Annotated in this window: 21 protein-coding genes; 8 read left to right on the top strand and 13 right to left on the bottom strand. The window is 70.4% G+C overall.

What is annotated here, in order from left to right; genetic code table 11:
• Genes OG452_RS01820 through OG452_RS01810 form a run of 3 tightly spaced genes read right to left on the bottom strand, consistent with a single transcriptional unit; the run spans position 1 to position 2667 of the window.
• The gene (locus OG452_RS01820; RefSeq protein WP_327293815.1) at positions 1-1476 is read right to left on the bottom strand and encodes a sialate:H+ symport family MFS transporter; all 1476 of its coding nucleotides are present in this window, start codon (positions 1474-1476) and stop codon (positions 1-3) included.
• 59 nt (positions 1477-1535) lie between these two features.
• The gene (locus tag OG452_RS01815; protein WP_327293814.1) at positions 1536-1688 is read right to left on the bottom strand and encodes a hypothetical protein; all 153 of its coding nucleotides are present in this window, start codon (positions 1686-1688) and stop codon (positions 1536-1538) included.
• 19 nt (positions 1689-1707) lie between these two features.
• Positions 1708-2667: a dihydrodipicolinate synthase family protein gene (locus tag OG452_RS01810; protein WP_327293813.1), complete on the bottom strand. Its 960-nt coding sequence runs from the start codon at positions 2665-2667 to the stop codon at positions 1708-1710.
• Between the two features lie 164 nt (positions 2668-2831).
• On the opposite strand from OG452_RS01810, the gene OG452_RS01805 reads away from it, so the two are divergent.
• Positions 2832-3527: a FadR/GntR family transcriptional regulator gene (locus tag OG452_RS01805; protein ID WP_327293812.1), complete on the top strand. Its 696-nt coding sequence runs from the start codon at positions 2832-2834 to the stop codon at positions 3525-3527.
• Between the two features lie 244 nt (positions 3528-3771).
• Here OG452_RS01805 and OG452_RS01800 read toward each other — a convergent pair whose 3' ends face one another.
• Entirely contained in the window at positions 3772-3957 is a 186-nt protein-coding gene (locus OG452_RS01800) for a hypothetical protein (protein WP_327293811.1), read from the bottom strand.
• Positions 3958-4291: 334 nt separating this feature from the next.
• On the opposite strand from OG452_RS01800, the gene OG452_RS01795 reads away from it, so the two are divergent.
• The 3 genes from OG452_RS01795 (at position 4292) to OG452_RS01785 (ending at position 7824) form a co-directional block, all read left to right on the top strand.
• Positions 4292-5086 (top strand): SAM-dependent methyltransferase, encoded by a 795-nt coding sequence (locus tag OG452_RS01795; protein WP_327293810.1) that lies wholly within the window; start codon positions 4292-4294, stop codon positions 5084-5086.
• A gap of 120 nt (positions 5087-5206) precedes the next feature.
• Positions 5207-6178 carry a pyridoxal-phosphate dependent enzyme gene (locus tag OG452_RS01790; protein WP_327293809.1) on the top strand — a complete coding sequence of 324 codons (972 nt, stop codon included), beginning with the start codon at positions 5207-5209 and terminating at the stop codon, positions 6176-6178.
• 194 nt (positions 6179-6372) lie between these two features.
• Positions 6373-7824 carry a sugar porter family MFS transporter gene (locus OG452_RS01785; protein ID WP_327293808.1) on the top strand — a complete coding sequence of 484 codons (1452 nt, stop codon included), beginning with the start codon at positions 6373-6375 and terminating at the stop codon, positions 7822-7824.
• Between the two features lie 94 nt (positions 7825-7918).
• Here OG452_RS01785 and OG452_RS01780 read toward each other — a convergent pair whose 3' ends face one another.
• Positions 7919-8833: a serine hydrolase gene (locus tag OG452_RS01780; protein WP_327293807.1), complete on the bottom strand. Its 915-nt coding sequence runs from the start codon at positions 8831-8833 to the stop codon at positions 7919-7921.
• A complete protein-coding gene (locus tag OG452_RS01775) occupies positions 8830-9705 on the bottom strand; it encodes a LysR family transcriptional regulator (RefSeq protein WP_327293806.1) in 876 nt (291 codons plus the stop codon). Before OG452_RS01775 ends, OG452_RS01780 begins: the two co-directional genes overlap by 4 nt.
• A 168-nt stretch (positions 9706-9873) precedes the next feature.
• Here OG452_RS01775 and bla point away from each other — a divergent pair, with 168 nt between their 5' ends.
• Complete coding sequence (gene bla, locus OG452_RS01770; RefSeq protein ID WP_327293805.1) at positions 9874-10797, top strand: class A beta-lactamase; 924 nt, start codon at positions 9874-9876, stop codon at positions 10795-10797.
• Between the two features lie 37 nt (positions 10798-10834).
• On the opposite strand, the gene OG452_RS01765 is transcribed toward bla, so the two are convergent.
• Both OG452_RS01765 and OG452_RS01760 read right to left on the bottom strand, forming a co-directional pair.
• Positions 10835-11455, bottom strand: a complete 621-nt coding sequence (locus OG452_RS01765; protein WP_327293804.1) for an L-threonylcarbamoyladenylate synthase — start codon at positions 11453-11455, stop codon at positions 10835-10837.
• A 50-nt stretch (positions 11456-11505) separates the two neighbouring features.
• The gene (locus OG452_RS01760) at positions 11506-12078 is read right to left on the bottom strand and encodes a TetR/AcrR family transcriptional regulator (protein ID WP_327293803.1); all 573 of its coding nucleotides are present in this window, start codon (positions 12076-12078) and stop codon (positions 11506-11508) included.
• A gap of 105 nt (positions 12079-12183) precedes the next feature.
• On the opposite strand from OG452_RS01760, the gene OG452_RS01755 reads away from it, so the two are divergent.
• Positions 12184-13092 carry an aldo/keto reductase gene (locus OG452_RS01755; protein WP_327293802.1) on the top strand — a complete coding sequence of 303 codons (909 nt, stop codon included), beginning with the start codon at positions 12184-12186 and terminating at the stop codon, positions 13090-13092.
• 81 nt (positions 13093-13173) lie between these two features.
• Here the strand turns inward: OG452_RS01755 and OG452_RS01750 are convergent, their stop codons facing one another.
• From OG452_RS01750 to OG452_RS01735, 4 genes are all read right to left on the bottom strand, one after another.
• Positions 13174-14208 (bottom strand): hypothetical protein, encoded by a 1035-nt coding sequence (locus tag OG452_RS01750; protein WP_327293801.1) that lies wholly within the window; start codon positions 14206-14208, stop codon positions 13174-13176.
• Between the two features lie 134 nt (positions 14209-14342).
• A complete protein-coding gene (locus OG452_RS01745; protein ID WP_327293800.1) occupies positions 14343-15836 on the bottom strand; it encodes a fibronectin type III domain-containing protein in 1494 nt (497 codons plus the stop codon).
• A 464-nt stretch (positions 15837-16300) separates the two neighbouring features.
• Positions 16301-16675 (bottom strand): hypothetical protein, encoded by a 375-nt coding sequence (locus OG452_RS01740; RefSeq protein WP_327293799.1) that lies wholly within the window; start codon positions 16673-16675, stop codon positions 16301-16303.
• A complete protein-coding gene (locus OG452_RS01735) occupies positions 16672-17403 on the bottom strand; it encodes a 2OG-Fe(II) oxygenase (RefSeq protein WP_327293798.1) in 732 nt (243 codons plus the stop codon). Before OG452_RS01735 ends, OG452_RS01740 begins: the two co-directional genes overlap by 4 nt.
• A 215-nt stretch (positions 17404-17618) precedes the next feature.
• Between OG452_RS01735 and OG452_RS01730 the strand changes: the two genes are divergently transcribed.
• Positions 17619-18722: an FCD domain-containing protein gene (locus tag OG452_RS01730; RefSeq protein WP_327293797.1), complete on the top strand. Its 1104-nt coding sequence runs from the start codon at positions 17619-17621 to the stop codon at positions 18720-18722.
• 114 nt (positions 18723-18836) lie between these two features.
• On the opposite strand, the gene OG452_RS01725 is transcribed toward OG452_RS01730, so the two are convergent.
• A complete protein-coding gene (locus tag OG452_RS01725) occupies positions 18837-18962 on the bottom strand; it encodes a hypothetical protein (RefSeq protein WP_327293796.1) in 126 nt (41 codons plus the stop codon).
• An 843-nt stretch (positions 18963-19805) separates the two neighbouring features.
• On the opposite strand from OG452_RS01725, the gene OG452_RS01720 reads away from it, so the two are divergent.
• On the top strand, positions 19806-21296 hold the full coding sequence (locus OG452_RS01720; protein WP_327293795.1) for an NCS1 family nucleobase:cation symporter-1: 1491 nt from the start codon (positions 19806-19808) through the stop codon (positions 21294-21296).
• Positions 21297-21318: the final 22 nt, after the last annotated feature.

Below are 21318 nucleotides of genomic sequence, written 5' to 3'. Positions count from 1 at the left end.
TCAGGCCCGGGTCCGCGCCTGCTCGGGCAGCGGGGAGAGCGGCGCACCGGGCAGATCCGCGGCCAGGTGGTCATGGACGCCCCCCGGGTCCGTCAGCCGGTTGAGCCGCGCCGGCACATCGAAGCCGACCAGCAGGACGACCAGGACCGTACCCCCGAAGGTCAGCACCGCGAGGGCGCGGCCGAGCGGCATACCCGAAGCCAGATGCGCGCCCAGGACCGGAGCCACCGCACCGCCCAGCGCGCCGACGTTGTAGGTGAAACCGAGCGCAGCGGCCCGGCCCTCGGTCGGGAAGTGGCCGCCGATGTAGCGCGGCAGCAGCCCGGAGATACCGAAACTGAGGGCCTGGAGCACGAACAGCAGTCCGCCGAGCAGCAGCAGGTTGTGGCGGACTGCGAACACCGGGAAGACGAAGACCATCGACGCCAGCAGCGTGAACGCGTACGCCTTCCTCGTGCCGATCCAGTCCCCGACGAATCCGGCGAGCCAGCAGCCGGCCATCGTGCCGAACCCGGCGAAGAACAGGGCGTCACTGACCTGGCTCGGTGAGTAGCCCAGTTCGGTCTTGAGATACGTCGGCAGCAGCGCCTGGATGGGCCACGTGTAGAGGAAGGCGAAGAAGATGGTCACGATCATCGACACGTACAGCAGCCAGCTGCGCCTGCCGCCCAGCTGCACCGCGAGGGCGAGCAGGCTTATCCCCGCCAGGACCGAGAGGACTGGTACGAGCCCCGCACCGGTCGGGGTGAAGACGGCGAACAGGGTGACGGTCGCGACGACGACCAGCACCGTGTTGACCGTGGCCAGGGCCGGCGTGGCGAAGAGCGGGCGGAACGGATTGGGCCTCGCCGTCTTCTCCTTGACCGACTCGCTCCACTCCGGGGCCTCGGGCAGGGCGCGCCGCAGCCACAGGGCGACCACGATCGGCACCAGGCCGATGTAGAACATCCAGCGCCAGCCCAGCGCCGGAACGATCCACTTGTACGCCTGGGCGGCCAGCACCGAACCCACGGAGAAGCCCGAGATCAGGAAGCCGCTCGCCCGGTTGCGCAGCCGCGCGGGCCAGCTCTCCATGGCGTACGTGGCGCTTGCGCTGTATTCACCGGCCATGCCCATGCCGATCGCGAGGCGCGCGACGAACAGGCTGATGTAGTCCCACGAAAGACCGCAGGCGAAGGTGCCGAGTGAGTAGAGCAGGATGCTCACGATCATCGACAGCTTGCGCCCGTACCGGTCGCCCAGGGCGCCGAGTACGGCTCCGCCGAGCCAGCGGGTGATGAACGCGGCGGACACCAGGCTGGCGGCCTGCACCGTGCTCAGATGGAAGTCGGCGCTGATCTCGGTGAGGACCAGGGTGATGACGACGAAGTCGAAGCCGTCCAGGACATAGCCGATCCAGGCGGCGAGGAACGACTTCCACTGGGTGCGGGACACCTCGCGGTACCAGGGGAGCGGGGCTTGGGTCTTGTTCTGCACGATGCCTCCAGAATGCCGGACGGGCTCGGCGCTGAGGCCGGCCGGCAGGCGGTGATGCGCTATGGCTGGGCGAGTTCCGGGACGAACGTGGCGGTCAGCGCCGCTGGAGCGGTGATCGCGGGGCCGACGACGAGGCTGTGGGCGCCGTGCGCGAGTGCTGCGGCGGCCCCGTGCGGATTGCTGAAACGCTCCCCGGCCCTGCGCGGGTCCACCACACCGGCCGGGGCGGCGTCATCGGGACGGGGTGAGTCCGGCCGCGCGCAGCCGCTCGGCGATGAGCGCGACGGATTCGGCGTCGAGCTGGACCTGCGGGAACGCGGTGTCCCCGCACGCGATGACTCCGAGGAGCCGCAGGGCGCCCTTGAAGGAGCCGAGCGCCGAGGAGCTGCGCCCCATGTCGGCTTCCGGGCCCACGTCCACGATGTCGAAGAGCGAGACGAGCCGCTCCTGCTCCTTGGCGGCCAGCGTCCAGTCACCGGCGCGTGCGGCCTCGTACAGCCGCACATAGGCCGCGGGGTCGACATTGCCGATGCCGGGTACGACACCGTCGGCGCCGGCCAGCAGCGCGGCGTCGACGGTGAGTTCGGAGCCCGTGAGGATGCTGAAGCGGGGGACGGGGCCCTGACTCCGGCCGTCCCGGCCGCCGAGTTCGACGAGCAGGCGGCGCAGCCCGCCCTCGTCGCCGCTGCTGTCCTTGAGCCCGGCCAGGGTGCCGTCCTCGGCGAGCTCGCGCACCAGGGAAGCGGAGAGCTTGCTGTGCACCGAGACCGGAAGGTCGTACGCGAACAGCGGCAGCTCGACGCTCGCCCGGATACGCCGGAAGTGGGCGGCGATCTCCCGTGGGTGGGTGCGTGTGTAGAAGGGCGCCGTGGCGACGAGCGCGTCCGCGCCGAGCCGGGCCGCGACCTGTGCGTGGTCGATCACCCGGGCGGTGGTGGTGTCGATGACACCGGCGAGCACCGGGACCCGGCCGGCGGCCGTGCGGACCACGGTCTCCAGGACCGTCGCGCGCTGAGCGTCGGTGAGGTACGCGACCTCGCTGGTCGAGCCCAGCGCGAACAGACCGTGCACGCCTCCGCCGATGAGGTGCTCGACCAGGCGGGAGAGCGAGCCGGTGTCGATCTCCCCGGTGGCGTCGAGCGGGGTGCAGACGGGCGGTACGACCCCACGAAGGGGGGCGGTCAGGGCCATGGGGCTACTCCTGGTGCGAGTGAGGACTGGAGGGTCTCTCCAGGACATGGGACATCAGATGTCCTATGTCTTGCGGTTAGAATAGCCCCCGCCCTGTGTCAATCGTCAAAGTGACCCCGGTCACACCCCGGGCCCGGAGAGAGGTCCTCGGAAAGGAGCCCCCAGTGGTCCGCAGTACGGCGTCCGAGGACGTGCAGGCCGGTATTCGCCGGCTGATCCTGGACCGCGGCCTCGCACCCGGCAGCCCGCTGCCCACCGAGGCCGAGCTGACCGGGCTCTTCGGGGTCGGCCGGGTCACGGTGCGGGAAGCCCTCAAGGCGCTGCAGGCCCTGCGGGTCGTGGAGATCCGCCGCGGTTACGGCACCTTCGTGGGCTCGCTCTCACTGGCCCCGCTGGTCGAGGGCCTCGCCTTCCGTGCCGCGGTACGCCACCGCAACGGCGAGGCGAGCCTGTACGAACTCATGCGGGTGCGCGAGGCGCTGGAGGCCGGGCTGATCGACAGCGTCGCGGCGTCGGTGCCCGACGAGGATCTCGCGGTGCTGTGGGGAATCGTGGCGGACATGGAGAGCGTGGCCGCGCGGGGGCGTATCGCCCGGAGCACGGACCGCGCCTTCCATCTGGTGCTGTACCGGTCCCTCGGCAACCATCTGCTCAGTGAAGTGCTCGACGCCTTCTGGGCCGCCCTCGACCAGGTGCGCGACGACGTCGGCGACGGACACCAGGACCCCGCTGCGACGGTCGCCCAGCACCGGGAGATCGTCGACGCCATCGCGGCGGGCGACTCCACGCGGGCCTGCGCCGCGATGCGTACCCACTTCGACGGCATCAGGGAGCGGCTCGCGCCCCGCACGGCGGGATGAGGTGTGCGATGCCCTCCTGGACGCGTATCCAGGGGGGCAGGTGGTTATGCACGGCCGCGCTCAGGCCGAGGCGGAATCCGACCATCGGCAACGGGGTGTTCCGCTCGGACGGCCACGTGGACGTGCGGGTTGGCCTGGATGTTGCGGAACCACTGGGCCCGGTCGAGGGGTGCCCGGCCATGAACAGAGCACAGCCCGCCTGGGCGGGCTGTGCTGCGGCCGGCACTCGTGCGGCAGGCCGGCCTCACGGGAAGAGCGCCACTCCCACCATGATCAAGACGATGATGCCGACGACGATGGCCGCGCCGACCCAGGGTCCCCGGTGCTTCATCGGCGCCCTGGGACCGCCACCGCGCGGCCGGTCCTCCGGCAGCACCGGATGCGCGGGCCTGTCACTGGCGTAGAACTCCTTGTCCTGCAACTCAGTCATCGGAAGTCCTTCCGTAGTGACCTTTGCAGTAATTATAGGTTCGACTCACCCAGAATGCGCCAAATCCTCTGATTTGTCCTTCGGCTGCGGTTCCGGCCGTGCTCCAACTGCGGTCCGGAACCGGGAGAACCCGTGCGGTTGCGCATTCCAGCCCCGCAGCGGACCGGGCTGCACCGCGCACGTTCCGCCCGTGACGCCCGTATGCCGGGGTAGGGCCCAACTCCGGCCACCGCCAAGGGTGATGGGGACGGCGAGACGAGATCGCCGGAGGCCGCGGCGTCTAAGCTCTCCGGATAGCGGGCGCGGCACCAGGAGACGAAGAGGGCGGTAGGGGATGGGCGAGCAGAACGGCCGAGTGGACGTACAGGGCAACCGGCCGAACTCGGCGCGGGTGTACGACTGCATCCTGGGCGGCAAGGACCACTACGAAGTGGACCGGGTGGCTGCCGAGGCGTCGCTCCGCGCCTGGCCCGGGCTGCGCACGAGCATGCTGGCGAACCGGGCGACCATGCGGCGGATGGCCCACTGGCTGGCCACGGAGGCCGGAATACGCCAGTTCCTGGACATCGGTACGGGAATCCCGACGGAACCCAATCTGCACCAGGTCGTCCAGCGGCAGGCCCCGGATGCGCGGATCGTCTACGTGGACAACGACCCGATCGTCCTCGCCCACGCCGACGCGCTGATGCGCAGCACTCCGGAGGGGCGGACCGCCTACATTCAGGCGGACATGACAGCCCCGGGCACACTCCTCGCCGACCCCGCCCTGCGCGAGACGCTCGATCTGGACCGGCCGGTGGGCCTGACGGTGATCGCCATGCTGCAGTTCGTGAAGGACGCGCAAGGTCTCATCGAGACACTGATGGGAGCGCTGGCACCGGGCAGCTATCTGGCGCTCACCCTCGCCACCGGCGACCTCGCCCCCGAGTCCGGGGCGCTGGCGCGCGAGTACACCGAGCGGGGCATCCCCATGTACCTGCGCACCCGGACCGAGGTGGAGGCCCTGTTCACCGGGCTCGACCTGGCCGAACCCGGCGTGGTGCCGATGACCTCCTGGCGGCCCGCCGACGGTGTGGTCCCACCGGAGAACGGGACGAACATGTACGCGGGAGTGGCCCGCAAGCCCTGACCCCGGACCGGGAGTCCGGACGTGCTGTCCCCCTCATAGACTGTTCGGCCGGACTCCCGGCGGGGAGCCCGCCACGCCTGACGGCCCATCCCACCCCTGCGAGCCCCGATGGAGCCCCGCATGACGAACGCACTGCCCGTCACCCTCGACGACGTCCGCGACGCCGCCGCGCAGATCAAGGGCGTGGCCCACCGCACCCCCGTGCTGCGCTCACGCACCCTGGACCGGCTCGTCGGCGCGGAGGTACTCCTCAAGTGCGAGAACTTCCAGCGGATCGGGGCCTTCAAGTTCCGGGGCGCCTACAACGCGGCCTCCCGGCTGTCGCCCGGGCAGGTGGCCAAGGGCATCGCCGCGTACTCCTCGGGCAACCACGCGCAGGCCGTCGCCCTCGCGGCGAAGGAACTGGGCACCACCGCGGTGATCCTGATGCCGGAGGACACCCCGCAGTCGAAGCTGGACGCCACCGCCGGCTACGGCGCGGAGATCGTCACCTACGACCGCTACACCGGCGACCGCGTCGCCATCGGTGAGGCACTGGCCGCCGACCGCGGCCTCGCGCTCATCCCCCCGTACGAGCACCCGCACATCATCGCCGGGCAGGGCACCGCCGCGCTCGAACTGATCGAGGACGCGGGCGAGCTCGACGCCCTGGTGGTACCGGTCGGCGGCGGCGGACTCATGGCGGGCAGCGCGACCGTGGCCAAGGGACTGCGGGGAGACCGTATCCAGGTGATCGGCGTCGAACCGGAGGCAGGGGACGACACGAAGCGGTCCCTGGAGGCGGGCAGGCGGGTGTCCATCCCGGTACCGCGGACCATCGCCGACGGCCAGGCGGCCGACATCCCCGGCGAGTTGACCTTCTCGGTCAACCGGCGGCTGGTCGACGGCATCGACCTGGTGACCGATGACGAGATCCGCGAGGCCATGCGGTTCGCGTTCGAACGTCTGAAGATCGTCATCGAGCCCAGTGGCGCCACCGGACTGGCCGCCCTGCTGGCGGGCCGCGTCGACCGGCTCCCGCAGCGGGTCGGCGTGATCATCTCGGGCGGCAACATCGGCGCCCGCCGGTTCGCCGAAATCTGTGGGAGCTGACCGCCCCGACCTTGACGGACATCACAGGTTTCTGGGGGAGTGCCGCGTTTCCGCCTGGGTACGCGAGCGCCGTAAAGGTGACGCGTCGCCGTAAGGGAAAGCGCCCCGCGGTCTCGCGTACACCGACGTAAAGGTCGTTTTCACGGACAGTGGAAGCAGTACCGGACAACGATGTCAGTCAGGTGATTGTGTTCATGGCGGAGACGGCTCCCCTCACAGACGCACCCCAACGTGGCGGTAAAGCTGTAGGCATCTCCATTGCCGCCGCGGTCGGCGGTTTTCTTTTCGGCTTCGACTCGTCCGTCATCAACGGCGCGGTCGACGCTCTGAGCTCGCATTTCCATCTCGGCACGTTCCTCTCCGGCTTTGTCGTCTCCATCGCTCTGCTGGGCTGCGCGGTCGGCGCCTGGTACGCGGGGCGGCTGGCGGACAGCTGGGGACGCCGGCGCGTGATGGTGCTGGGCGCGGTGATGTTCGTCATCAGCTCCGTGGGGTCGGCCACCGCCTTCTCCGTACCCGATCTCATGGTGTGGCGGGTGGTCGGCGGGCTGGCCATCGGCGTCGCCTCCGTGATCGCGCCGGCGTACATCTCCGAGGTGGCGCCCGCGAAGGGGCGCGGCGCTCTCGGATCCCTGCAGCAGCTGGCGATCACCATCGGTCAGCTGGTGGTGCTCAGCTCCAACAAGGGCCTGGCCGGCGCAGCGGGCGGCGCCTCGCAGAACCTGTGGTTCGGCATGGCGGCCTGGCGCTGGATGTTCCTGATCGGTGTCATCCCGGCACTGGTGTACGGCCTGCTGGCCATGCTGATCCCGGAATCCCCCCGCTACCTGGTACTCAAGGGCGAGTACGGCAAGGCGGCCGGTGTGCTGAAGCGGGTGACCGGCGAGAGCGACCCCGACAGCAAGGTCGAGGAGATCCGGGAGACTCTGAACAAGGAGCACCGCAGTACGTTCGCGGACATCCGCGGCAAGCGGTTCGGCCTCCACCCGCTGGTCTGGGTCGGCATCATCATGGCCGCGTTCCAGCAACTGGTCGGCATCAACGCGATCTTCTACTACTCGACCACCCTCTGGAAGTCGGTCGGATTCAGCGAGTCCAACTCGTTCACCACCTCGGTGATCACCGCGGGGATCAATGTGGTGATGACCGTGGTCGCCATGCTCTTCGTGGACCGGGTCGGCCGCCGCCGGCTGCTCACCATCGGCTCCCTCGGCATGTTCCTGTCGCTGCTGCTCACCGCGGTGGCCTTCTCCCAGCAGCACGGCAGCGGAAACCATGTGTCGCTGCCCGGCCCCTACGGGCCGCTGGCGCTCGTGGGCGCGAACGCCTTCGTCGTCTTCTTCGCGCTCTCGTGGGGCCCGATCCTGTGGATCATGCTGGCCGAGATGTTCCCGAACCGGATGCGTGCGATGGCGCTGGCCATCGGCACCGCGTCCAACTGGATCTTCAACTTCATCGTCACCTTCGCTTTCGAGCCGATGACCCGCCAGGTCGGCCTCTCCTGGCTGTACGGCACGTTCGCCTTCTTCGCCCTCGCCTCGTTCTTCTTCGTACGCGGCAAGGTCCCGGAGACGAAGCAGCGGGAGCTGGAATCGATGACGGGCGAGACCTACCGGCGTCCGGCAGCCGGGCAGGCGCCGGTCTGACCGCACGTCGACGCTGCAGGTATCGGCGCCCGGCTGACGAACCGGGTGCCGATACCTGTCAGTTCTTCCGGTGCGCAGTGGCGTACCGCCGCCTTCACAGGCCCTCGTTACCGCGCAGCTCCTCCACCGCGATACGGGCGGCCGCGCCGATGACCGCGTCCGCCCGCGGCAGGGTGCTGTCGGCGCGGGCCGCCTGGGTGAACACCACGGCGGTGTACGCGCTGCCGTCGGCGAGTTCGACCACCCCGGCTTCGTGCCTCATCGACCCGAACGTCCCGGTCTTGCCCGACACGGTCACGTCGTCGTACGGGAATCCGGAAGCGAGCCGGTGCGTCCACGGCTGCTTTCCCATGACGTGGCGCATGAACGCGCAGCTCTCGGCGGAGGCCGCCCGGCCGGTCCAGATCGCCCGGAGCAGCACGGCCATGTCCGCAGGGGTGGCCGATGCCTTGGACAGCGGGTCGTAGACGACCGGCGGCACCGTCGAGTCGTTGTCCGAGATCCGCTCCATCGCGGCGCGCAGCGAATCGGCCCCGGTCTCCGTCACCAGCTGCGCGAACGTGGTGGCGACCCCGCCGTGCACAGTCGTGTCACTCATGCCGAGGTCCCGGCACAGCTCGTCCACGGCCGCGGTCCCGACCCGGTGCAGCACCGCGTCGGCCGCGGTGTTGTCGGAGATGGTCATCATGAGGGCGACCAGGTCCCGCAGTGACATGGACACCGTGTCCCGGAGGATGGAGATGCCGGTCGGGCCGGGCATCCGGGCCGACGGTTCGAGTGTCACCCGCAGCCGGGGGTCGACCGCCCCCGCGTCCACCAGCCGGCAGAAAGCGGCCATCAGCGGGAGCTTGTAGACGGAGCCGACAGGGACCGCCTCGTCGGGATCGACCGCGACGTGCGCCGCCGGACGCCGCAGCTCCGCCACGTGCAGCCAGCCGCGGACCCCCGCGTCGGCGAACAGGCCGCGGATCGTGCGCTGTACACCGCTCGTGCGCCCGGACCCGCTCATTTCGCCGCCTGGAGCGACAGGGCCTCGACCACCAACTGTGCTGTGCGCGCCGTCCATTCGCAGTCCGGGCGCCGCGCGTCCCACACCACCCGCAACCGCAGGGGCAGCGGCGGGTCGGTCGCCCTGACGCGCTCGACACCGTCGGCGGCAAGTGTCTCGTCGGCCGTGACCAGTACCGCCTGCCCTGCCGCGACGAGCGCCAGTCCGGCGCGCTCGTCGGACACCACCAGGGTCTCCACCCGGCGCCCGCGACTGGCCAGGGTGTCGACGAACAGGTCGTGCGCCGCGGGGGCTTCGTCGCGCGGACGTACGGCGACGGGCAGGCGCCGGGTGATTTCCCCGGCCCCGGTCTGCTGGTCCGCAGGCGAGAGAATCCAGCTCGGGAAGAGCACCACCCGGTCCGCCGCCAGACCGTGCAGTACGGCCGGGTGTTGGATCACCGCGAGGTCGAGCCGCCCCGCGGCGGTCTCGGACAGCAGCGTGACGGTCGGCGCGGTCGTCACGGCGATCCGGCTGCGCTCACCGGCGCGGACGGGCGCGGCAGCCACCGCAGCCGCGACTCTGGCCGGCACCTCAGGCGCCAGACCCAGCCTGAGCCGGCGGCCATCGGCCTGCTCGCGGGCCCCCGCCTCCCGGAGCTCCGTGAGCGCCGTCAGCGCGCGGCGGGCGTGCGGCAGCAGCAGTGATCCCTCGTCGGTGAGCGTGACGCCCCGGTCGCGGTCGAACAGCCGGACGCCCAGCAGGGCCTCCAGCCGGCGCAGTCCCTGGGACAGCGGTGGCTGGGTGATTCCCACGCGCAGCGCGGCTGAGCCGAAGTGCTCCTCCTCCGCGAGCGCGACAAAGATCTCCAGATGCCGTTCGGTCAGCAACATGCCCTCCGACGTGCACGTATATCCATATCGAATCGCCCTGAAGCCGAGAGTGTATTCGACACGGATCACGGCGGCCGACTTGACTGTGCGCTGTGCGGATCCGGTCCGCCCCGCATCTCCGGCGCGGCCCGGACCTTCCTGACCAAGCGACGAGGAACGAGGCCACCCGTGCGCATCCCCGAATCCGCTCCGTCCCGCCGGACCGTACTGGCCCTCGGTGCCGGTACGGCCCTGGCCGCCCTGGCGCCTGCAGCCGGCCGGGCCTATGCCGTATCGCCGGGCGACGGGATCTCCCGTCGGCTGAAGGCACTCGAAAAGGAGCACGCGGCCCGGCTGGGTGTGTTCGCCCGTGACATGGCCACGGGTGCGACAGTGCTGTACCGCGCCCGCGAGCGCTTCCCGGTGTGCTCGGTGTCCAAGGCCCCGGCCGTCGGGGCTGTCCTGCGCGACCTCGACCACGACGGCGAGTTCCTGGCCAAGCGCGTCCGGTACACCGAGGCACTCGTCAAGAAGTCGGGCAACGCCCCGGTCACCGGAAAGCCGGAGAACATCGCCAACGGCATGACCGTCGCCGAGCTGTGCGCCGCCGCTCTCGGTCAGAGTGACAACACCGCGGTGAACCTCCTGCTCGCCGAACTCGGCGGCCCGACAGCGGTCACCCGCTTCTGCCGTTCCATCGGGGACACCACGACCCGGCTCGACCGGTGGGAACCCGAGCTGAACTCGGCGGAGCCGTGGCGGGTCACGGACACCACCAGCCCCGGTGCCATCGGGTCCACCATCGGCCGCCTCGTTGTCGGCTGTGTCCTGACCGCCGGTCACCGCGAGAAGCTCACCGGCTGGCTGACGGCGAACACCACCAACGGCGCGCGTTTCGGAACCGGACTGCCCGCCGACTGGATCCTGGCGGACAAGACGGGGACCGGCGACTACGGCGTCACCAACGACGTGGGGGTCGTATGGCCGCCGAAGCGGTCACCGCTGGTGCTGTCGGTGCTCTCCACCAAGTACGACTCGAAGGCACCCGCGGACGACGCGCTGGTGGCCGGGGCCGCCGCGCTGGTCGCCGACGTGCTGACGCCAACTGCCTGACGGAGTAACGGTGTTGGTGACTGCCCGAACGCCGTGGCTACTCGAAGCGTGCGGTGTCGCCGGCCCCGCGCCGTACGATCTCGGGCTCACCGTTGGAGAAGTCGATGACCGTGGTCGGCGCGGTCCCGCAGTCGCCCGAGTCGACCACGGCGTCCAGTACGTGATCGAGCCGTTCCTTGATCTCCCAGCCCTGCGTCATCGGCTCGTCCTCGTCGGGCAGCAGCAGGGTGCTGGAGAGCAGCGGCTCACCCAACTCCGAGACCAGCGCCTGAGCGACGACATGATCAGGGATCCGCACACCGACCGTCTTCTTCTTCGGGTGCAGCAGCTGACGCGGTACCTCCTTGGTCGCCGGGAGGATGAACGTGTAGCTGCCCGGGGTCGCTGCCTTGATCGCGCGGAACACGTCGTTGTCGATGTGCACGAACTGCCCCAGCTGGGCGAAGTCCTGGCACACGAGCGTGAAGTGGTGGCGGTCGTCGAGGTTCCGGATCGAGCGGATCCGGCTGATGCCGTCACGGTTGCCCAGCTGGCAGCCCAACGCGTAACAGGAGTCCGTCGGGTACGCGACGAGCGCACCGGAGCGGAGACTTTCGGCCACCGTGCTGATGGTGCGCCGCTGCGGATTGTCCGGGTGCACGTCAAAATACTTCGCCATCCGTCGAGCCTACGCGGTCGGCGGCCCGGCGGTCGGCAGCCCGCCGACGTTCACCGGCCGTAGCGCAGACCGTCCAGCAGCAGGTCCAGCATCCGCCCGGCCTGGTCGCGCTCTTCGGGCCGTCCGCAGGCGAGGAAGACGCCGACCAGGGCGGCGACCACGTCCTCGGCGCGCACGTCTTCCCTGAGCGTGCCGTCGGCGGCCCCGGCGTCGAGCAGTACGCGCACGGCGGCCGACAGGTCGTGGCGCGCCTGCGAGCTGGTGACGGCCCCGGAGGCGATCACCGCGCGCAGGGCGTCGGCCATCTCCCGCTTGGTCGCCACGTAATCGGCGAACCGGTCCATCCACTCGCGCAGTGCCCGGTCGGGGCTCCGGGAGGCCAGCAGTTCGCCCGTACTGCCGCACAGGCCGCTCAACTCGGCGCGGTAGACCGCCTCGACCAGCGCCTCACGGGTGGGGAAGTGCCGGTAGAGAGTGCCGATGCCGACACCGGCCTCACGGGCGATCGCCTCCAGGGTCACCTTGCCCCCGGCGGACGAGAACGAGCGGCGCGCCACCTCCAGCAGGTGTTGCCGGTTGCGGTGCGCGTCCGCGCGCAGAGGCTTCGAGTGGGAATCAGCCATGGCTAACCGGAGGATCCTCCGTATTCCTGTTAGTCTGCTCTCAAGCCGGAGGGCCCTCCGGATGGTTGCGGTCGAGACTAGGCCATCACAGGCAGGAGTGCGCACGTGACGACAGCAGACGGATCCCGCCAGGCACCCGGCGGCACCGCAACGCTGGCCGGGCGGCGCGTGGCCCGGATCGGGTTCGGCGCCATGCAGCTCGTCCACCGGCCCCGACCGGCCGCCGGGCCGGACACGGCGATGGTGGTGCTGCGCGACGCCGTGGCGAAGGGCGTCAACCACCTCGACACGGCGCAGTTCTACGGCGCCGGAGCCTGCAACGCACTGATCCGCGATGCGCTGCACCCCTTTCCCGACGACCTGGTGCTCGCGAGCAAGGTCGGCGCCCGGGACGACGGGGCGGGCCTTGTCCCTGCTCAGCGGCCCGAGGAGCTGCGTGCCGAGGTGGAGGCCAACCTGGTCGGCCTCGGCGTCGAACAGCTGGCCGTGGTCAACCTGCGCCGCCTCGACGCGCCTCCCGGGCTGAGCGCCGATGGCGACCAGGTGGTCGATCTCGACAGTCAGCTCGCGGAGCTCACGGCCCTGCGGGACGAGGGCAAGATCGGCGCGATCGGGCTGAGCAACGTCAGCCCCGGCCAGCTGCGCCAGGCGCTGCCCGCCGGTATCGCCTGCGTACAGAACGCGTACAGCGTCCTCGACCGGTCGAGCGAACCGCTGCTGGACCTGTGCCGGGAGCACGGGATCGCGTGGGTGCCGTTCTTCCCGCTCGGCTCCGCTTTTCCCGGTGTTCCCAAGGTGACCGAGCACCTCGCCGTGGTGAAGGCGGCCGCCTCCCTCGGGGTGACGCCCGCCCAGGTCGGCCTGGCCTGGCAGTTGGCCCACTACGCGCAGACCCTCCTCATCCCTGGAACCTCCGACCCGGCCCACCTGGACGACAACATCGCGGCCGGAAGCGTACGCCTGCCGTCCGGAACGGTCGCCGCCCTCGACCACCTCGCGGGCTCCCTCGACTGACCCGCATACAAGGACCTTGCGGTGAGGGGTCCTCAAAAGACCAAGCGGCCCCGAAGCGGCGCACAGTGAGGGCCCGTCGGCTCAGCTGTTGAAGCCGACGTGGACGTGGTCGTGGTGCGTGGCGTCCGAGAAGAACTGGTTCGACGTGGCGCCGCCCCCGAGCTGGACGGGGCCGCCGACGTTGTACGAACCGGCCGCAGCCGCGGCGCGCATGAAGGACTCGATCAGGGAGCGAGGCGTAGACGCGGCGACCACAGGCCGGCCGTTGATCCGCCATACGTCGAAGGCACGGCCGAGCGGGTGGTCGCTGGGCCGGTGGGTGCCGAAGACATCCAGCGGATGTCCGGACCGCACGACGCTCACATCGATGCGGTAGCCGCCCGCCAGCCGGAGCAGTGCTGCCAGCGCGGTGGAATGGACGGCGCCGCTGCGGATGTCGGCCGCGGAGGCCGGCGGCAGGCTGATGCGGTGGTCGGCGAGGACCTTCCGGGCCGTGTCGGACAGTGCGGACGAGGCCGGTCCCGGGGTGGCGGGGTGGAGCGCCGTGACCGACCAGCGTGGCTGCGCCCGGCTCAGCCGTACGTCCACCGTCGTACCGCCGGCGGTCACCGGCCCGCCGCCGGAACGGGTCCACTGTCTGCACACGACCAGGACGCTCGCGGAGTCGGTCAGGATGCCGCCGTACTGCGCGTCGATGACCTGCAGGGCGGCCTCGTCCGCGCCGGACAGCAACGGCCCCGCCTGATCCGCGAGCGCTCCGGGCAGGCCGAGCGCGGTCACTCTGGCCCGGGCCTTCGCCGCGCCGCCGCCTCCCGGCCGCCAGGTGCCCAGTGCCTCGATGAGCTGCACGGCGCGCAGCTTCACCTGGGGGTCCACGTCGGCCGCGTTCGGCCGCCAGGGCGTCGGGTGGGGCAGTGCGGCCGCCGAAGGGGCGGCCCCTCCCGACGCCGGGGCAGTCGGGGCGGAGAGCTGTGGGCCGCGGGTGCCATCGGCCGTCGTGCGGGTGGCCGTGCCCGAGCATCCGGAGACGGTGAGTGCGAGCGCCGCCGCGCTCAACAGGACCGAGCGGCGACCGGCGTCCGCCGGACCGTGCGCGATGTCGGGGTTCCGTGCCATCTTCGGCTCCTGCCTCCGTACGGGGTTGACCGTCCTGCTTTACCTGGCCTGGCCAGTGTGTCCCCGCGATCGGCGGTCAGCTCGTCGACGACGGTGGTCCCCCCTCCGGCGCGGGGCCGGGGGAGGGAGCGGCGTCAGGGCCGGTGTCCGAAGCGCACCGGCGCGGTGTCCTTGCTGGGGCGGTACGTGGCGGTTCCGGCGAACGTCGCGAGGTACCCGTGGCAGCGCAGGTCGTCAGCGAGACCGCCGGCACCACGGTTCCGGCCCCGGACGGTGGCGTCACACCGCGCCACGCCGTTGCGGTCGGTGACCGCCGAGCAGAGCTTGCGGGTCCTGGCGGTGTTGGTGAAGGCGATGGTCCGGCCGGCCACCGGTACGCCGTCCACTCTGGTCAGAGTGGCCGAGAGCCCCTTGACCCGCAGGACCGGCGGTCGCAGGTGCTGGACCGCCGTGGCGGGCTCGGCCCTGAGCCGGGTGGCGATGTGCCGGTGCGCCGGGAGGATGGTGACGGCTTCGGACCGGGCGGACGCGCGGCTGGTGGCTCCCGCCGCGTTGGTGGCGGTGACCGTGAACCGGTAGGTGTCACCCGGGGCGAGGCCGGTGACCGTGACATGAGTGTCCCGGCCCGGTGCGGTACGGACGCCGCGGGAGGAACGGGTGAGGTCGATGGCCGTCACGGTGTAGCGGCTCACCGAGGGCGAGATGCTCCGGGTGAACGACACCGTGGCCCGCCCGAAGCCGGGGACAGCATTGACGTTGGCGGGCGGGGCCGGGGAAGGAGGCACCGCTAGGCCGGCCGGGGTGCTCAGGCCGGTGAAGGGGACGGTGGTCTGCCCCCGGCCGTCGGCGGGTACCTCGATCACACGGTCGTTGCCGAAGTCGGCGACGAACAGATTCCCGGGGCCGTCGAGCGCCAGCCCCTGCGGGCCGCGCAGACCGGTGGTGGGGACGGTCACCTGCCGGCCGCCTCCGGCGGGCAGCTTCATCACCCGCTCGTTGCCCGAGTCGGCGATGTAGAGAGCCCCGCGGGTGTCGAAGGCCAGGCCGGTCGGCTGGGAGAGACCGACAGCGCGGACGGTGGTCTGCCCGCTCCCGTCGGCCGGCACCTCGACCACCCGGTCGTTGCTGAAGTCGGCGATGTAGAGGTTGTCCGCGGCGTCCAGGGCCAGCCCGCTCGGATGGAGCAGCGCGGTGGTGGGCACGGTCCGCTGGGGCCCGCCGCCCGCAGGCACCTCGACCACCCGGTCGTTGAAACTGTCGGCGATGTAGAGGTCGCCCGCCGGGTCGAGTGCCAGCCCGATCGGACGGTTCAGGTCGGTGGTGGGGACGTCGCTCTGCGGTCCGCCGTTCGCGGGCACCCGCACCACCCGGTTGTCGCCAGTGTCGGCGATGAAGAGATTGCCCGCGGCGTCCAGGGCCATTCCGGTCGGGCGGGTCAGCCCGGTGGTGGGGACCTCCGTCTGCGAACCCCCGCCCGCGGGAAGCCGCAGCACCTTGCCCGCGGTGTAGTCGGAGACGTACAGGGGCGCGCTCCCGGGCGGGGGGGCCGCGGCCACGGCAGCCCCTGCCGGATGCGCGGAGCCGAGTCCGGCCGTGCACAGCAGCAGGATGCCGGCCGTCGCGGTCAACGGCAGCCACCGCGGCCGATGTCTGTCATGGGCGGGGGAGGAAGGCAGCGAGAAGCGGGTCATGACACACCCATCTGTTCTGGACGGTCGGCACGGTGCCGTTCCGGTCGGCAGAGACTGCGCCCCCGCTCGCGCCGCAGGACACGGGAGGGCGACGATGCGTCACCTGCGTGACGTCCCGTCAGTGGAGAGCGGCCGGGGCCGCGGTCGGGCCACTCCGGGTCCCGACCGCGGTCCGTAGGCGGCGACCCTAGGAAGCGGCACGAGGCGCTCGTATGCGCCACGCCATCGGCCATCCGCGATGCACCCCAACGGCAGGCGGCGGAGTCCACCGGGCGGGGGCATCACCTCTCAGGTTTCCGACCGTCCTCTTGGTGCCTCGGTGTGCCAGGAAATCGGCGCTTCGAACTGCGGACGACCCGGGGCGGGACGACGTCCTTGGGGGCGCGTACGTGGTTACGAGGTCAGGAACGCGGTGACCCCCCATGGCGTATGTCCCGTGTGCCGCCCCCGGCGGTGGCCCCACGCAGCCCGTGCAGTGTGTCGGGACCGGTCAGTGCCGGGAGGCGTGAGTCGTTGAGGGAGGCGAACGCGTCGGCGGCCGCACGGGACGCGGCGTCACGGCTGTGTCCCACGGTGACGGTCTCGATCTGGGACTTCGGGAGCCTCAACGTCCTTATAGGTGACCTGAGTTCGGCTGCGGTGCGCGGGGAAGGGCGGGGCTGGTCCCCGTACGCGGCCAGGCCCGCCGGGCTGATCAGGGGCGAGCTGGAGGGTTCCCGGTCGGAGCAGGTGTTCGTGGTGTGGTGTGTGCTCTCGTGCGGCCGGTCGGGGTTCATGCTGCGTCATGGAAGACGAGCCCGAGAGTGCGTCGGCGTCCGGAGCGCACCGTGCTCACGCCGTGCCGCATGGGGGCGTTGGACCAGCCGCGCTTGGAGGCGACGGGCCGGTCGCGGGTGGTGAAGATCAGCCCGTGGCCCTGGAGCAGTGTGGTGGACGATCCCCTTGACTGTGCGCGGGCGCGCTGTTCGGTCATCAGGAACTCGCCACCGGTGAAGTCGGTTCCCGGTGCGTCGAGGCCGATGACGACCTGGAGCGGGAAGAGCATGTCGCCGAAAACGTCCCGGTGCAGCGCGTTCCAGTCCCCGGGCCCGTACCGCAGGAGAATCTGTGCCGAGCGGTCCTGCCCTGCCGCGTGGCACATTTCGATCCAGTCGCCGAGTGCGTCGGGCCACGGTGCGGGCTTGCCGAGCTTGTCGGCCCAGTCCCGAGCGACGGGGAGCAGCTTCGGATAGAACGCCTCCCTCAACTCGCCTACCAAGGCGGGCAGTTCATGGGTGAAGTAGCGGTACTGCCCAGAGCCGAAACGGTGGCGGGCCATGTCGACGGTGGTGCGGAAGCGTTCGGTGTCGTCGTAGAGGTCCGCGATCCGCCGGCACTCATCGGGTGTGAGGAGTCGGCCGGTCGAGGCGTTTCCGTGGGCGTTGAGGTCGCCGGCCAGGGCACCCCACTCCTCGTGGGCGACACGGTCCGCGACGGGACCCGTCAGGCGGGTGGTATCCGGCATGGTGAAAGTCCTCTCGCTCGGGGGAACAGGGCAGGCAGGAGCCCAGCCCCGAGGCGCCGGACGTACCGCATACGGCCGCAGGCCGACACCTTCGACGCCGGCGATGATTGCTGCCCGCGCGGGCCAATGCTGGCGGCATTCGGACGCCGCGTATCCACACGATCAGCAGTACCGCGCAACAGAGCACCACAACGCACAGCAGAAAGGTGACAGCAGTGTTGATCCGCGACGTCCGTCCGTGGGGTGGTGGCGAGCGCAGCGACGTCATCCTGACCGGCGACCGCATCGCGGCCATCCGCCCGCACGACCCGGCCGCGCAGCCGTCCGGCGAAGTGGTGGAGGCGCGCGGCCGGCTGTTGCTGCCGTCGTTCAGTGACGTGCACGTGCACGTGGACTCGACCCGGATCGGCCTGCCGTTCCGGCCGCACACCGGCGGGCCGGGAGTGTGGGCGATGACGATGAACGACCGGGAGAACTGGCGCTCGGCAGAGGTCCCGCTCGTGGAGCGCGTCGCCGGCACGCTGGAGTGGTGGCCGTCCTCGACCGGCAGGAGACCGGCTCCGAAGACCCGGACTTCCGGCCGGTCGGGTCCCGGACATCCGGCCGGCTCTTCCGCGGGTGGGGCAACGCCGAATGACCTGCGACGCAGTGCGAGAATGGGGGTCATGGCAGGGGATGACACTTTTGAACCCGAGTCGGAGCGGGTCACGCGGACGCTGCGCGATCAGATTCTCGACGGGGTGCGGGCGCCGGGCAGCAAGCTCGTGGAGCGCGAGCTGGCGGCCGAGCTGGGCGTGAGCCGCCTGCCCGTCCGTGACGCCCTCAAGGACCTGGTGAACGAGGGCCTTGTCACTCCGCGCCCGCGGAGCTGGGCGGTGGTACGTGAGTTCACCGCCTCCGACGTCGAGGACCTCGACGAGGTCAAGGCCGCTCTGGAGACGCTGGCCTTCCGTCTCGCGGCCCAGCGGCGCACCCGCGCGGGACTCGCGCGGCTGAGGGCGGACCTGGACGCGGAGCTGAGGGCGGCGGCCAAGGGCGATGCCGTACCGGCGCGCCGGGCCGCGGCCGACTTCCACGAGACGGTGACAGCTCTGGCCGACAACGAGCTGCTGAACGAGCTCGGCCGCACCCTGAGCAGCCGCATGCGATGGCTGCTCGGCCAGCACGACGACATCTCCGGCGTCGCCAAAGAGCACGAAGAGCTGTACGAGGCCATCGAGGCCCGGGACGTGCCACGCGTCGAGGCGCTGGCCCTCAAGCACCTGGCGACGGGCCGCAGCGAAGCCGCCGCGCACCGCGAGCGCACCCCGGAGCGGTAGGCACACGGCGGCGTGCCGCCAGTCGGCCCCGGCCGCCATCACTCACCCGGGCCCCGGTCCGCCATTACTTACCCCGGCCTCGTACCGGCATCCTCTCCAGTACGGCATACGCGATCAGGCCAGTACGGCATACGCGAACAGGCCGACGAGCGGGCCGTTGACCGGGTCGGAAAACCGCGGCGCGTACCAGTGCACGAGCCCTCCGGCCGACACCCGGGCAGCGGGACACTCGGACGGCATCCCCGGAAGCAAGCGATCTACGAACTCGCGTCCGCCGAGGGGCGGACCACACCCGTCCGAATTCTTTGATATCCCCTCGTCAAGGCCCGCGCTTTACGCTTCGCTGCCTATTTGTGATTTCTCTAGGATTGTACGGAGAAGCATTTGCGCATACAAATGCGCGCGTAAAGTGGCGGTCGGGCAGCGTGTACGTCGCGACGGATGCCGGCAGGACCAGGGCACGGGGGATCCGGACCGCCGAGGTGAAGCCGTGCAGGGGGACGCCCCGCTGAGCCTCCGCCCGGCTGCACGCGTACGCCACCGCTGCAAGCCGCGCCGCACTCGAGCAGCGCACCAGCGATGGCAGCCACTCACGGGCGATCACCATTCGCCATGCCCCGTTCCGGCTGTATGGACGGCAGTGCCACGTTCACGGTCGCGCTGTCCAGAAGGGGATCATCAGCTGCGCCGGACCGAGGACGCAGAGCGCCCCACCGGCGCCGGTGAACCGGGCGCTGCTCATGAGGGATGCGCGGTGGGGGCGGAGCAACTGGCATACACGTTTTGTATACCAAAACAGGGGTGAACGTAAAGGCTAAGCTTGTGGAGCGGACAAGCCCCCCTGTCTTGGTATGCAGAATGCCTGCCCTCGGGCCCATGAGGTGACGACGGACGGGTCAAGGGTCCACGCCACGTCTAATTTGCTTACGCAATCTCCACTGCATAGGAGGCGTCACGACAGGGGGTCCGGCGGCGGCGCCTGAATTCTGGGCAGTCCCCTATTGACCGCCCCTATCGGCCCCCGTAATCTCCCGTCCCGAAACGGAAACCTTGTTCCGCAGTACGGAAACACCGGGAGTGTCCATGGCCGCCGTGCACGAAACGCCACCCACCGCAGCGGTCGACGGGGAGCCCCGGACGAGCCCCGGGCTGTACAGCCCCGACCTTGCCCCCACGAAGAAGGAAGGGCGCAAGTGGGGCGCCTACAACGTCTTCACCCTCTGGGGCAACGACGTGCACAGCCTCGGCAACTACGCCTTCGCGATAGGCCTGTTCGCCCTCGGGATGAGCGTCTGGAACATCCTGGTCTCCTTCGCGATCGCCTCAGCGCTGCTGTTCCTGCTTCTGACCCTCTCCGGGTACATGGGCAACAAGACGGGTGTCCCCTTCCCCGTCATGAGCCGCATCGCCTTCGGCGTCAAGGGAGCGCAGATCCCGGCCGTCGTCCGCGGTGTCGTGGCCATCGCCTGGTTCGGCATCCAGACGTACCTTGCGGCGTCGGTGCTGCGCGCGCTCGTCAAGGTGCTCTTCCCCGGGCTGCGCTCCCTCGACGAGAACTCGGTCCTCGGGCTCTCGACCCTGGGCTGGGCAACGTTCCTTACCCTGTGGGTCGTTCAAGTCGTCATCGTCAGCTACGGCATGGAACTCATCCGCAGGTACATGGCGTTCGCGGCACCGACGATCCTGATCACGATGTCCGCGCTGGCGATCTGGATGTTCGTCCGCGCCGACGGCTCCATCTCCATGTCGACCGGGCACGCGCCGGCCGGCCTCGACATGTGGCGTCAGATCTTCGAGAGCGCCGCCCTCTGGGTCGTCATCTACGGCACCTTCGTGCTCAACTTCTGCGACTTCACCCGCTCCGCCAAGAGCCGCCGGGCGATCGTGCGCGGCAACCTCGTCGGCATCCCGGTCAACATGCTCTTCTTCGCCGGTATCGTGGTCGTGCTCAGCGGGGCCCAGTTCAAGCTGAACGGCGCGGTCATCACCGGCCCTGAGGACATCGTGCGGTCGATCCCCAACACGTTCCTGATGGCGGCGGCATCACTCGCGTTCATCACGCTGACGATCGCGGTGAACCTCATGGCGAACTTCGTGGCGCCCATCTACGCCCTCGTCAACCTGTTCCCGCGCACGCTCGACTTCCGCCGCAGCGGCGTGGTGAGCGCAGTGATCGGCCTGGTCATCCTGCCGTGGAACCTCTACGACAACCCGACCGTCGTCAACTACTTCCTCGGCGGCCTCGGAGCTCTGCTCGGCCCCATCTTCGGTGTTGTCATGGCGGACTACTGGCTGGTCCGCAAGACCCGCGTGAACGTCCCCGACCTCTACACCGACGACCAGCAGGGCGACTACTTCTACCAGCGCGGGTTCCACCTGAAGGCCGTCACCGCCTTCGCGCCCGCCGCGGCCGTCGCCGTCGTCGTCGCGCTGGTCCCCGGCTTCAAGTCCGTCTCCGGGTTCTCCTGGTTCATCGGCGCGATCCTCGCCGCCGTCATCTACCTGCTCCTCGCCGACCGCAAGAAGCCGACCAGCGACGTCGACGGTGAGGCCATTGCCGTCGACGCCGGCTGACCACCCCGCACCACCCTCCACC

This window comes from Streptomyces sp. NBC_01197, from assembly GCF_036010505.1.
GTDB lineage: Bacteria > Actinomycetota > Actinomycetes > Streptomycetales > Streptomycetaceae > Streptomyces.
Note: the sequence above shows the minus strand (reverse complement) of the source record. Positions and strands in the feature narration are given on the sequence as shown.

Excerpts from the sequence above, each read along its gene's own strand:
- OG452_RS01810 (WP_327293813.1), bottom strand. The coding sequence starts at position 2,667 with ATGGCCCTGACCGCCCCCCTTCGTGGGGTCGTACCGCCCGTCTGCACC.
- OG452_RS01800 (WP_327293811.1), bottom strand. The coding sequence starts at position 3,957 with ATGACTGAGTTGCAGGACAAGGAGTTCTACGCCAGTGACAGGCCCGCG.
- OG452_RS01795 (WP_327293810.1), top strand. The coding sequence starts at position 4,292 with ATGGGCGAGCAGAACGGCCGAGTGGACGTACAGGGCAACCGGCCGAAC.
- OG452_RS01790 (WP_327293809.1), top strand. The coding sequence starts at position 5,207 with ATGACGAACGCACTGCCCGTCACCCTCGACGACGTCCGCGACGCCGCC.
- OG452_RS01785 (WP_327293808.1), top strand. The coding sequence starts at position 6,373 with ATGGCGGAGACGGCTCCCCTCACAGACGCACCCCAACGTGGCGGTAAA.
- OG452_RS01780 (WP_327293807.1), bottom strand. The coding sequence starts at position 8,833 with ATGAGCGGGTCCGGGCGCACGAGCGGTGTACAGCGCACGATCCGCGGC.
- OG452_RS01775 (WP_327293806.1), bottom strand. The coding sequence starts at position 9,705 with ATGTTGCTGACCGAACGGCATCTGGAGATCTTTGTCGCGCTCGCGGAG.
- OG452_RS01765 (WP_327293804.1), bottom strand. The coding sequence starts at position 11,455 with ATGGCGAAGTATTTTGACGTGCACCCGGACAATCCGCAGCGGCGCACC.
- OG452_RS01760 (WP_327293803.1), bottom strand. The coding sequence starts at position 12,078 with ATGGCTGATTCCCACTCGAAGCCTCTGCGCGCGGACGCGCACCGCAAC.
- OG452_RS01750 (WP_327293801.1), bottom strand. The coding sequence starts at position 14,208 with ATGGCACGGAACCCCGACATCGCGCACGGTCCGGCGGACGCCGGTCGC.
- OG452_RS01740 (WP_327293799.1), bottom strand. The coding sequence starts at position 16,675 with ATGAACCCCGACCGGCCGCACGAGAGCACACACCACACCACGAACACC.
- OG452_RS01735 (WP_327293798.1), bottom strand. The coding sequence starts at position 17,403 with ATGCCGGATACCACCCGCCTGACGGGTCCCGTCGCGGACCGTGTCGCC.
- OG452_RS01725 (WP_327293796.1), bottom strand. The coding sequence starts at position 18,962 with ATGCCGTCCGAGTGTCCCGCTGCCCGGGTGTCGGCCGGAGGGCTCGTG.
- OG452_RS01720 (WP_327293795.1), top strand. The coding sequence starts at position 19,806 with ATGGCCGCCGTGCACGAAACGCCACCCACCGCAGCGGTCGACGGGGAG.